The 8,003-nt window shown below is 39.7% G+C and carries 7 protein-coding genes; 1 reads left to right on the top strand and 6 read right to left on the bottom strand.

Going from position 1 to position 8,003, the window contains the following annotated elements; translation table 11 throughout:
* Positions 1–180 precede the first annotated feature (180 nt).
* Both K5Q29_RS01565 and K5Q29_RS01560 read right to left on the bottom strand, forming a co-directional pair.
* Positions 181–723: a hypothetical protein gene (locus K5Q29_RS01565; RefSeq protein WP_105139898.1), complete on the bottom strand. Its 543-nt coding sequence runs from the start codon at positions 721–723 to the stop codon at positions 181–183.
* A 19-nt stretch (positions 724–742) separates the two neighbouring features.
* On the bottom strand, positions 743–1,213 hold the full coding sequence (locus K5Q29_RS01560; RefSeq protein ID WP_105139899.1) for a hypothetical protein: 471 nt from the start codon (positions 1,211–1,213) through the stop codon (positions 743–745).
* Positions 1,214–1,343: 130 nt separating this feature from the next.
* Here K5Q29_RS01560 and K5Q29_RS01555 point away from each other — a divergent pair, with 130 nt between their 5' ends.
* Complete coding sequence (locus K5Q29_RS01555) at positions 1,344–2,144, top strand: XRE family transcriptional regulator (protein WP_105139900.1); 801 nt, start codon at positions 1,344–1,346, stop codon at positions 2,142–2,144.
* A 663-nt stretch (positions 2,145–2,807) separates the two neighbouring features.
* Here K5Q29_RS01555 and mutY read toward each other — a convergent pair.
* From mutY to K5Q29_RS01535, 4 genes are all read right to left on the bottom strand, one after another.
* Complete coding sequence (gene mutY, locus K5Q29_RS01550; protein ID WP_172699874.1) at positions 2,808–3,968, bottom strand: A/G-specific adenine glycosylase; 1,161 nt, start codon at positions 3,966–3,968, stop codon at positions 2,808–2,810.
* A 189-nt stretch (positions 3,969–4,157) separates the two neighbouring features.
* Positions 4,158–4,550 (bottom strand): PaaI family thioesterase, encoded by a 393-nt coding sequence (locus K5Q29_RS01545; protein WP_029751010.1) that lies wholly within the window; start codon positions 4,548–4,550, stop codon positions 4,158–4,160.
* The gene (locus K5Q29_RS01540; protein ID WP_105139902.1) at positions 4,534–6,276 is read right to left on the bottom strand and encodes an ABC transporter ATP-binding protein; all 1,743 of its coding nucleotides are present in this window, start codon (positions 6,274–6,276) and stop codon (positions 4,534–4,536) included. The genes K5Q29_RS01545 and K5Q29_RS01540 overlap by 17 nt, the downstream gene beginning before the upstream one ends.
* The gene (locus tag K5Q29_RS01535) at positions 6,263–8,002 is read right to left on the bottom strand and encodes an ABC transporter ATP-binding protein (protein ID WP_105139903.1); all 1,740 of its coding nucleotides are present in this window, start codon (positions 8,000–8,002) and stop codon (positions 6,263–6,265) included. Before K5Q29_RS01535 ends, K5Q29_RS01540 begins: the two co-directional genes overlap by 14 nt.
* Position 8,003: the final 1 nt, after the last annotated feature.

Here is an 8,003-nt window from a genome sequence, read left to right as displayed (position 1 = left end):
TTTTATTGCGACGTCTAGCGTCAAAAGCACCCTCGACTTAACAAGACACCTCTACTTTAACATAAAGAAAAAGTAGTGAGTACTTTCTCCCGTCGGAGATTTCCTCACTACTAATCTTAGTATGTTTTTATTTATCTGTTACTCCAATCAGCATGAGATGTTTTCCTACAACTGTATCGGTTAACTGACTAGCTTAAAAATTCCTGTCCAATTTAGAAAGGCCTTTCGACGCATTTGTTCAATTTCACAGCGAAATAATCCTGCTAAGGTTGCTCTATTTAAAACAATATCATTCTTACGAGAAAGGCTAGTTACTTTATTTACAAGCGTCTCGACTTCTTCACCATCTCTAATTCCCATATCCCATAACTCTTGAAGTACTGATTTTTTATACATTTTCTCATATTCTGCCATACCTTGTAGAGTCCAGTAACGTTCATTATTCTCAACTTCTAACCATTGCCACACAATTTCTGTATCAGCTACATTAGGTTTTTCATGCTGACAGGATAGACAGAGGACCATCTCATTAGCCAGGCTCGTATCCTTGCTCCATTTGCTTGATACAATCTGACACACAGCTACACCATGAGAACTTTTACATCTCCAACATTTTCCTTCAAGCAATTCATCAGCGCTCAAAATTCCTCTTTCTATCAAAGTATCATTCCAATACTCTGCAACTTTTGATACTTCAGCATTCTTATTCAACAAATTAAACATTTTCATTCTCCTATTATAATTACTTTTCTAATATCTGTGTCCGAACCATACTAGCCTGCAACATTGCTAACTCTACTACACAAGAATAATGACTTAAATCAAGATTTTCCAACAAACGATAAGATACAAATAATTTCGGTTGCAATCGTGTGAGAGGTTTTGACCATATTACTGCTTCTGACTGGAATTGTTTGAGTGCCTGAAAGTAAATCTGATTGACTGTAAGATAGGCTCTACCATTTAGTAAATATGCGTAATCTTGTATTAAATCTCTACAAAATGAAGCTACCCAAATAGCTGCGGTCTTCTCAGAATCAGTATCGTAATCGGCTAATAAGTCCAGCGTAATCAGACTTCCTTTTCCAAAATCCTTCGATTTCTGTTCTCGCAATTTTTCAGCATTTATCGGAGTCGTCAAACCAAAATGATTAGCATAGGTTTCCCACTCTTTATAAATATCATTCCAAGAAATCTCTGTCATCCTTTTCATTTGCGACTCCTATTTTTCTTTTTGTGAGATTATCATAACACCGTTTTGATTTTTTGTCAAACATGTTAAACAAAATTTGCAAAAAATATTTTTTAATGGTATAATTAGTTAAACAGATAAGGAGACAACCATGATTTTAGGTGATATTTTAAAAGAATACCGAAGCAAGAATAAATTATCAATGGATAAATTCGCTGAATTATCTGGTTTAACAAAAGGCTATATTTCTATGTTGGAAAAGAACCAGCATCCCAAAACCAAAAAAGCTCTCCTGCCAACGATGGATACGCTAGAAAAAATCGCTAAGGGCATGACTATATCGGTTGGTGAACTAATCGAGCAACTAGATTCCAATCAGGATATAGCTTTAACGATTACTCCTTCCCAATTTAAACTCTTTCAACAGCCTATTCATCCAGAGGTTCAAACCTTGGACAATGAATTAAAAGGTGATTTCCATGCACGATGGTTAACTTTTGGTCAAGAACAGTTAGCAGCTATGCAAACTGCCTCAGTTACTCCTTCTGCTTCTATTCTTCACTTGGATGACTACCGGGAGCGAATCGAATTACCTGTTCCTGGTAAGGTTTCTGCCGGTACAGGTTACTGGCAGGATATAGATATGAACAATCTTGTATCGTTCTATAACGATGAGATTCCGAATAACCAATCTTATGATACAATCGCTCAGGTTGTGGGAGATTCTATGGCTCCGCATATCAAGGATGGAGACTATCTCTTCATTCGCCTAACTCCTCATATTCCTCTAAATACGATTGGAATTTTTTCAGTCAATGGCGAAAATTTTGTTAAAAAGTTCAAAGGTGACTATTTGCAATCACTCAATTCTGACTATGATGACATCTATTTTAGCCCAGAAGACGATATTCGACCTATTGGTCAAGTTGTAGATATTTATAGTCCAGATTGATTTCTAAACCTAGTTAATCACTAGTTATATTGGCTACATTCCTCCATCTAGTTTTGGAAAGTCTGTTCGTATAGCTGGCGTTTTTTCCTACTAAAAACAGACTGAAAAGCACAGTAAAAGGAGGCTATGACAGCCTCCCTTTTATATGTCAAATTGGAAAAGTCCATTACCAGATAGTTATTTGACAACAAGTTAATGATTAAATAATTATTCTGCTACCCTTATGTCTTTGATTGTCCTCTTACTATTTGTCTAAAGTGTGGAGATTGCTTATTATGATGAAAATCGCTAGAGGTTTTTGTGATTTTCTAAGGTTATGTTCAAAAGTTACAACATCTTGAACACATAGTAGTTACGACACGAATAATCTTAGCCTACTTCTGATTGAACCGGGTAGCAAGGCTAAATAATGAGTTAATGCTATGCATTTGACAATGGATATCACAAATAGATATAAAACAGGGATAACGGACTTTTCCCCCTACTAGCATCCCTCTCTTTTTATTAGAGAAAGATGGCTAATAGTATATACACTTCTACGAACGCTAAAGAACTCCTTTCAGCAATTCAGATGGCGTTCAACATCTTAACTAACTATTTCCTTTTTTCAATTAGATTATACCACTATTATAAAACGCTTTCAAATAATTATGTGCTCCAAAGTCAACTTTTTTGCTTTTCTTTTTCCTTGATGAAGGTTTCCCACATTTTTTGTTGCGGCTTAGCAAATGGGTAGGTAGGAAAATCTTCTACAGAAACCCATTTCAATTCTTTTGATTCTGGCAGGTTAAGTGTTTCTGCCACACCTTCTACCATTTCTATCTGCCATTTGCGGTGACTAAAAATGTGCTGGACGATGCCAAATTCTTGCTCTTGCCAATCAACAGTCAGACCATAAAGTTCCGTAAAGCTCTGCCGAATATCTGGCTCAACAACTTCTTCTGCAACTTCAAAGAGAGAGACTTGTTTGTCAACGATTGCTCCTTTTTCCAAAAGCGGAAAAGACCAGAAACCTGATAGAAGACCTGCTTCATTATTTTTTTCCAATAAAAATTGATTGTCTTTATTTCTAATGAGAAATCCCTGGTAGGCCACGGGAATCGGCTTTTTCTTTGGTGCTTTGATTGGATACTTATCCATTGTACCGTTTAAGTAGGCTGCGCTAAAGGCTTTGACTGGGCTGTCCTGGGGACGTGGATTAACTGGCGATTCAATATCCGACCCCAGATCCATCAGGGCTTGGTTGAAATCGCCCGGTCGCTCTGGATCAATCAATAGCTCCATCATCGCTTGGAAAATCTTGCGATTGGCAGGCAAACCAATATCATAATCAACTTCAAACAAGCGGCTGAGAACTCGCATCACATTGCCATCTACCGCTGGTTCTGGCAAGTCAAAAGCAATACTGGAAATTGCTCCAGCAGTATAGGGACCAATGCCCTTTAGGCTTGAAATGGCTGCATGCGTGGTCGGAAATTGCCCATCAAAATCTTCTACCATTTGCTGAGCCGCCTTTTGCATATTCCGCACGCGCGAATAATAGCCCAATCCCTCCCAGAGTTTGAGAATGACCTCCTCTGGTGCTTGTGCTAAATCACTAATCGTAGGCAAGTGATGGAGAAAACGTTCATAATAAGGAATGACCGTGTCTACTCTTGTCTGTTGAAGCATGATTTCAGAAACCCATATAGCATATGGGTCCCTTGTCCTTCTCCAAGGCAAGTCACGTTTATTAGCATCATACCAATCTAAGAGTGCCTTGCGAAAAGATTGAATCTTTTCCTCCGGCCACATTTCAATTCCATATTCTTTCAAATCTAACATACATCTAGTATAACACAAAGAAAGGGAGCCAGCTTTTGCCAACTCCCGTATCTTGTTTATACTTAGCAATGAAAATCAAAATCAGACAACCTCCAATAGTTTGGGAAACTTTGGAGGTTGGAGATTGAGCGAATGAATTTGTTTCTCTAAATCTAGCCAAGACTGTCTGTTTTTGATGTTCGAAGAATTTTATTCTACTTTGCCTGTTACAAACATGGTAAAGCTTGCTGAAGCAAGTAGCTGTTTATCTTGGTTTTCTATCTTAACTTCGACGACCTTTGTCCTGCTTCCATCATGTGTGCAAGAACCAGTGACGGATAAGGTATCACCAAGATTAGCTGCCTTCATATAATGGATATTGGACTGTAGGGTAACAGAATAAGCCCCCCTTGCTACCGTTGTCAGACCTGCAACTGAATCTGCCAATGTGAAAAGAAAGCCTCCATGTGCTATGCCGTATGGATTGAGAGATTTTTCCGTCACCTTAGTAGTCAGTAGCACCTCTTTCTCATTGAGCATTGTAGCTTGATAGTCATCTAAAACCGTAATCGGTTGTAAGTTTAATTTATCTAACACTTTCATCCTCCTCTGTCTGCTGACTTGTTTGCATTTGATAATAAACGCCTTGCTTCTTCATCAACTCTCTATGATTCCCTTGTTCAACAATTTTTCCGTCCACCATGACCAAAATCAAGTCAGCTGATTGAATGGTTGATAGGCGATGAGCAATAATAAAGCTGGTCCGTCCTTCCATCAATTTGGCAAATGCTTCCTGTACTAAAATTTCTGTCCGTGTATCAATAGAGGAAGTCGCCTCATCTAAAATCAGGATTTTAGGTATTTTAACAAAGACACGCGCAATAGACAAAAGCTGACGTTGTCCCTGGGATAAGGCTTCACCTCCATCTGCCAAAACTGTATCGTACCCCTGCGGAAGCTGACGAATAAAGAAGTCTGCATTAGCCGCCTTAGCCGCCTCAATGACCAATTCCCGCGTGGCATTTGGATAGCCATAGGCAATATTATCATGAATGGTACCAGATTTGATCCATGTCTCCTGTAAAACCATCCCAATCTGTCTGCGAAGATCCTCACGACTGTACTGGCTAATCGGAACTCCATCTAAAGTAATTTGACCAGCTGTTACATCGTAGAAACGCATAAGCAGGTTAATCATGGTTGATTTACCAGCACCTGTAGGTCCAACAATGGCTACCTTTTGTCCCGCTTTGACAGCAATATCCAGATGTTCAATCAGAGAACGGTCAGCGTTGTAGGAGAAAGACACATTGTCAAAGGAAATAGCTCCCTTCAACTCCTCCGAATCGATTTTCCGCTCAGCCTGATCATCAATGCTATCTAGTGCTAAGATAGCAAACAGCCTGTCTGCACAAGCTAAGGCGCTCTGCAATTCCGATAGGACCGAGGAAATATCATTAAAAGGCTTGCTGTACTGACTAGCATAATTGAGGAAGGTTGTCAGAGACCCCACTGTAAAATTTCCTGCCATAATTCTCAGCGCGCCAAGTCCTGCAAGTAATGCATAAATAATAGCATTGATAAACCGCGTACTTGGATTGACCGTTGAAGAGGCAAAGATGGCCTGTTGGGAATAGGTCGCATACTGGTCATTCACAACTTGAAAACCTTGCGTAAATTGCTCTTGAGCATTGAAAGATTGAACCAGTGTCAATTGACTGATGGACTCTTCCAAATGCTGAGATTGCTTCCCACGTGCCTGAGTCTGTTGTCTATAATAACCATAGGATTTCTTAGCGATATAGCGTGCCACAAGCAGAGAAACTGGAGTTAATGCCACAACCAGCAACATCATCGTCAAGTCAAGCCTAGCCATAGTGAAAATAGTTAGGAAAATGGTCAAGATACCAATGAAAAATTGATTGAAAATCATCAAGAGACCATTTGTTAATTGCTCACTATCACTTGAAAAACGAGCCACCAAATCACCGACTGATTGACGATCAAGATAAGATAGGGGCATCTGGTGCAGCTTCACATAGACCTGTTCACGCAAATCGGCCACCATTCCGTAAACCAAGCGATTGGTTACCAAAGGTAAGTACCATTGCACCAGCGTATTAAGCAAGATAACCATCACCATTTTGCCTAAGATACCGAGCAAGACCTGACCATTTGCTAGCAATACTGCATCGACTGCCTGACCAATCAAAATCGGCAGATAAACTGTCAGAAGCACTTGCACCAAAGTTCCCACCAACATCAAGGACATTCGAAGAGGCTGGCGTAAAACCAATCTGACCAGTTCCTTAAAACTAGATTGTCTCATAGCTATCCTCCTCTCCTTGTTGTTGCGATTGGTGAATTTCTTGATAAATAGCAGAGCTTCTCAGCAAGTCTTCATGACGGCCAAGTCCAACTTGACGCCCTTGTTCCAAGACTAAAATCTGATCAGCTGTCCGTAAACTATTGGTTCTCTGAGATACCATTATTAAGGTTTGCTCAGGCAATTCACGACAAATCGCAGCCAATAACCGACTCTCCGTTAGATAATCCAGAGCAGATGTTGCATCATCCAAGATTAAAATCGGTGCTTTCTGTAAAATAGCGCGTGCAATGGTCAAACGTTGACGCTGTCCACCAGAAAAATTCTTCCCAAAGGCTTCGACAGGGCTATCCAAACCACCTTTATCCTCTATGAAAGATTTAGCCTGTGCAATTTCTAATGCAGACCATAGACCGCTATCAGATATTTCTTCCAATCCTAAAGATAGATTAGAACGAATAGTTCCAGCAAAAAGCTGAGCCTGTTGCGGAACGATAGCAATTCGCTGCCGCCATTCTTTTAAATTCTTGGGACTTTTTCCGTCAATGAAGAGAGAGAGCTGATTTGTTGGCACTGAATAGAGTGCCTGCAATAAATCTACTAGAGTGGACTTGCCTGACCCAGTTCCCCCGATAATTCCCATAAACTGTCCCTTACGTAAGTCAAAAGCAATGTCAGACAGGGACTCCTCAGCAGATTTTGGATAAGAAAAGGAAAGATGGCGCACAGAAAAGATGATCTCCTTATCCTCACTAACCACTTTTGGCAAACTAGACTCTACATCCTCAGATGTTTGGTCAAAAACCTCTTGAATACGTTGCGCTGAAATATAGGTCTGGTTGAGAGTAGACACGACCATAATCATCTTGACCAATTCTACTAAAATTTGAAGAAGGTAGTTGATGAGAGCGACCAACATCCCCTGTTCCAACAAATTGTGTGAAATGGCTATATTTCCCTGCCAGATGAGAACGAGTAAGGTGCCGTTGACCACTAAAAATGTCAATGGTGATAAAAGACTAGACCAAAAACCTGCCTGCAACTGTTGCTTCTTATAAATCTGATTTATGCCTTGAAAAGCCTTAATTTCCCGCTCTCTTTGTCCAAATGCACGAATCACTCGCCAACCAGTCACTGTCTCACGTACCTGCCCCACCAAACCATCTAATTCTTTTCGTATCGATTGATAAATACGGCTGGTCATAACAGAAATGACTGTCACTATAAAAATCAATAAGATAATCATTCCTAGAAAATAGGCAGATAGACTTGGGCTAATATAGAATGCCATGATGAGCGAACCAAATACGACAATTGGAGCACGTAAAAACAAACGAAGAAAAGTATTAATACCCGTTTGAATTTGTAAAGTGTCGCTGGTCAATCGTGTCAGCAAGCTGGATGAGGAAAGAATATCTCGGCTAGACTTGGGAAGGGAAAGAACCTTCTGATACAAGTCATTCGTCAGCTCTTTAGTCACTCCAACCGCTGCTTTAGCTGAATAATATTGCGCTATTAGTGAAACAATAATTCCAATACATGCTAGACCAACCAGTAAAAAAAGCATAGCAACCAGGTTTCCCTGGCTGCCATTTGGAATAATTGTATCAACGATATAGGCGATAATTAATGGTACCAAAAGCTCAAAACAAGCTTCCAATAGTTTGAAAACTGGACCTAATATGGATTCCTTAATATAGTCCTTAAAATATCGTGATAAAAATTTCATA

The sequence above is a fragment of the Streptococcus sp. 2018037 genome (assembly GCF_019754195.1).
Classification (GTDB): domain Bacteria; phylum Bacillota; class Bacilli; order Lactobacillales; family Streptococcaceae; genus Streptococcus; species Streptococcus hashimotonensis.
Note: the sequence above shows the minus strand (reverse complement) of the source record. Positions and strands in the feature narration are given on the sequence as shown.